Annotated in this window: 3 protein-coding genes; all 3 read right to left on the reverse strand. The window is 71.2% G+C overall.

Features of this window, described 5'->3' with window-relative positions; genetic code table 11:
- Window positions 1-1,735, reverse strand: a 1,735-nt coding sequence (locus QZV94_RS23810) for a molybdopterin-dependent oxidoreductase (RefSeq protein WP_293682769.1), incomplete at its 3' end; no start/stop codon positions are given.
- 5 nt (window positions 1,736-1,740) lie between these two features.
- Window positions 1,741-3,219, reverse strand: a complete 1,479-nt coding sequence (locus tag QZV94_RS23815; protein WP_293682771.1) for an NADH-ubiquinone oxidoreductase-F iron-sulfur binding region domain-containing protein — start codon at window positions 3,217-3,219, stop codon at window positions 1,741-1,743.
- The gene (locus QZV94_RS23820) at window positions 3,216-3,689 is read right to left on the reverse strand and encodes a formate dehydrogenase subunit gamma (protein WP_293682773.1); all 474 of its coding nucleotides are present in this window, start codon (window positions 3,687-3,689) and stop codon (window positions 3,216-3,218) included. The genes QZV94_RS23815 and QZV94_RS23820 overlap by 4 nt, the downstream gene beginning before the upstream one ends.
- Between the last annotated feature and the right edge of the window lie 66 nt (window positions 3,690-3,755).

The following is a 3,755-nucleotide window of genomic DNA, read 5'->3' on the forward strand; positions in this document are numbered from 1 at the left end:
TGTCGCAGGCGCCCTGCACGTTGTTCTGGCCGCGCAGCGGGTTCACGCCGACGCCCGGGCGGCCGTAGTTCCCAGTGGCCATGGCCAGGTTGGCGATGGCCATCACGGCGGTGGAGCCTTGGCTGTGTTCGGTGACGCCCAGGCCGTAGTAGATCGCCGCATTGCCGCCGGTGGCGTAAAGCCGCGCGGCGGCGCGCAGGTCCCCGGCCGGGACGCCGGTCATGGCTTCGCTGGCCTCCGGCGAATGCTCCGGGCGCGCCACGAACTCGGCCCAGCCCTGGAACTCCTCCAGGTCGCAGCGTTCGGCGACGAAAGCCTCGTCGACCAGGCCTTCGGTGACGATGACGTGCGCCATGGCCACCAGGACGGCGACGTTGGTCCCCGGCCGCAGGGGCAGGTGGTGGGCGGCCTCCACGTGCGGACTGCGGACCAGGTCGATGCGGCGCGGGTCGATGACGATCAGCTTCGCCCCAGCCCGCAGCCGCTGCTTCATTCGCGAGGCGAACACCGGGTGGCCGTCGGTGGGGTTGGCGCCGATCACCACGATGACGTCGGCGTGCTCGACACTGTCGAAGTCCTGGGTGCCGGCGGATGTGCCGAGCGTGGTCTTCAGGCCGTAGCCGGTGGGCGAGTGGCAGACGCGCGCGCAGGTGTCGACGTTGTTCACGCCGAAGCGCGCGCGGATCATCTTCTGGACGAGGTAGGTCTCCTCGTTGGTGCAGCGCGAGGAGGTGATCCCACCGACGGCGTGGGCGCCGTACTTCGCTTCGATGCGCGTGAATTCGGCCGCGGCGTAGGCGATGGCTTCGTCCCAGCTCACCGTCCGCCAGGGGTCCTGGATCGAGGCGCGGATCATCGGTTCGAGGATGCGTTCCTTGTGGGTCGCATAGCCCCAGGCGAAGCGGCCCTTGACGCAGGAGTGGCCGTGGTTGGCCTTTCCGTCCTTCCAAGGGACCATGCGCACCAGGTCCTCGCCGCGCAGCTCCGCCTTGAAGGTGCAGCCGACGCCGCAGTAGCCGCAGGTGGTGACCTCGCTGCGCTGCGGCGGGCCGGCCTCCAGGACGGTCGTCTCGATCAGCGCCTCAGTGGGGCAGGCCTGAACGCAGGCGCCGCACGACACACACTCCGACGACAGGAACGGCTCGTCCTGGCTGGCCACGATCCGTGAGGCGAAGCCGCGGCCCTGGACGGTGAGCGCCAGCGTCCCCTGCACCTCGTCGCAGGCCCGCACGCAGCGCGAGCAGACGATGCATTTGGCCGGATCGAAGGTGAAGTAGGGATTGGAGGCGTCGCAGGGCAGATCCTGGTGGCTCGCCCCGCCGGTGGCATAGCGGCTCTCGCTGACGCCCAGGATGGCGGCCAAGTCGTGCAGTTCGCATTCCCCGTCGAGGTGATCGGCCGCGTGGTCGGAGAGGTAGAGCTCCACGACGTTGCGGCGCAGGCGCTCGAGACGGTCGGAGCGCGTGCGCACCACCATGCCCGGGGCGACCGGCGTGGTGCAGGACGCCGGCGTACCGGAGCGGCCCTCGATCTCGACCAGGCAGACCCGGCACGAGCCGAACGCTTCCAGGCTGTCGGTGGCGCAGAGCTTGGGAATGGTCGTGCCGGCCATGGCGGCTGCGCGCAGGATGGACGTCCCCGCCGGCGCGGTGACGCTGACGCCGTCGATGCTCAGGGTGACCGGCTCGCCGGCCGCTTCCGGAGTGCCCAGGTCGTACTCAAGAGCGCGGGCCATGAGCACTACTCCGTCGCCGCCGGGATGGGACGTCGCCCGAAATCCTCCGGGAAATGCCGGATCGCACTCATCACCGGATAGGGTGTGAACCCGCCGAGCGCACAGAGCGAGCCAAATTTCAGTGTCTCGCAAAGCTCCTCCACCAGGGCGAGGTCGCCCGCGACCGCCCCGCCGGAGGTGATCCTGTCGACGATCTCGGCGCCCCGGACCGAGCCTATCCGGCACGGCGTGCACTTGCCGCAGCTCTCGATTGCGCAGAACTCGAAGGCGAAGCGGGCCTGCGCGGCCATGTCCACGGTGTCGTCGAACACCACGATCCCGCCGTGGCCGATCAGGCCGTCCCGGGCGGCGAAGGCCTCGTAGTCGTAGGGCGTATCGAACAGCGTCGGCGGGAAGTACGCGCCCAGCGGCCCGCCGCACTGGACCGCCCGCACCGGGCGGCCGCTCGCCGTGCCGCCGCCGATGTCGTGGACGATCTGTCCGAGGGTCAGTCCGAACGGCGCCTCGTAGAGGCCAGGACGGGCGACATTGCCGGCAAGTTGGATCGGCATGGTCCCCTGGCTACGGCCGCTCCCCAGCGCGGCGTAGGCCTTGGCGCCGTGGGTCAGGATCCAGGGGGCCGTGGCGAGGGTGAGGACGTTGTTGACCACCGTGGGCTGGCCAAACAGGCCGTGGTGGGCGGGCAGCGGCGGCTTGGCGCGCACCTGGCCGCGCTTGCCCTCCAGGCTGTCCAGCAGCGCGGTCTCCTCGCCGCAGACATAGGCCCCGGCGCCAATCCTGAGTTCGATGCTGAGTGATCCCAGCAGACCCTCGCGGCGAGCGACGTCCAGAGCCGCCAGCATCGTGGCGTTGGCGTGGGGGTACTCGGAGCGGGAGTAGATGTAGCCCTTGGCCGCGCCGACAGCGTAGGCGCAGATCGCCAGGCCCTCGATCAGCAGGAAGGGATCGCCCTCCATCAGCATGCGGTCTGCGAACGTCCCGGAGTCGCCCTCGTCGGCGTTGCAGACCACATAGCGCTGCTCGCCCGGCGCCTCGCGGACCGTCCGCCACTTCACGCCGGCGGGGAACCCTGCGCCGCCACGACCGCGCAGGCCGGAGGCTGTGACGGCCTCGATCACCGCATCGGGACCGATCTCGCGGGCCCGCGCCAGGCCCTCGAACGCCTGCGGGATCAGGGGATCGACCGCGCCGCAGCGGGCGAAGGTGATCCGGTGTTGGCCCGCGAGCCAGGGGTGGGCCGCGATGTCGCCCAGGGCCAGGGAATGGTCGCCGCCGGCGAGGATCGCGGGGACGTCGGCGGGCGTGACGGGGCCATAGGCGCGGCGACCCTGGGCCGTCTCGACCTCGACCAGGGGCTCCAGCCACAGGAGGCCGCGCGAACCGGTGCGGATGACCTCGCAACCGGCGGCGGCGAAGGCGCGGGCGGTGGCCTCGGCGCCCACCGCCAGCGCGGCGGCGTCCTTCGGTACGTAGACGCGGGTCATGCGCCTGCGACCGCGTCGGCCAGGCGCTGGGCGGTGAGGCGGCCCACCGGCTCTCCGTCTACCAGGGCGGCGGGCGCCACGCCGCAGAGGCCCAGGCAGTAGACGGGCTCGATCGTGACTTCGCCGTCGGCCGTCGTGCCGCCCCAGTCGACCCCCAGGCGGCTCAGCACCTCGGCGGCCACGGCCTCGCCGCCCATCGACTGGCAGGCCTCGGCGCGGCAGAGGCGGACGGTGCGCCGCCCGGCCGGAACGTCGCGGAAGTCGTGATAGAAGCTGACCACCCCGTGGACCTCGGCGCGGCTCAAGTTGAGCGCCATCGCCAGGAACGGCGTCGCCTGTGAAGGAACGCAGCCGAAGGCTGCCTGCAGGTCGTGCAGGATCGGCAGAAGCGCCCCGTCGCGGCCGGCATGCCGCGCCACGACCTCGGCCGCGAGGTCGGCGTTCCAGGCCGGGGCGGGATAGGCAGTCATGCGGACATTTCGGCCTGCATTCCCCAAGTGGCGTGGCGTTTGAGGTGAAGATCGCCTGTATCCGAG

Source organism: uncultured Phenylobacterium sp. (assembly GCF_902826855.1).
Lineage (GTDB): Bacteria > Pseudomonadota > Alphaproteobacteria > Caulobacterales > Caulobacteraceae > Phenylobacterium.

What these genes read in the sequence shown, in the direction of transcription:
- QZV94_RS23815 (WP_293682771.1), bottom strand. Translation starts at nt 3,219, where the DNA reads ATGACCCGCGTCTACGTACCGAAGGACGCCGCCGCGCTGGCGGTGGGC.
- QZV94_RS23820 (WP_293682773.1), bottom strand. Translation starts at nt 3,689, where the DNA reads ATGACTGCCTATCCCGCCCCGGCCTGGAACGCCGACCTCGCGGCCGAG.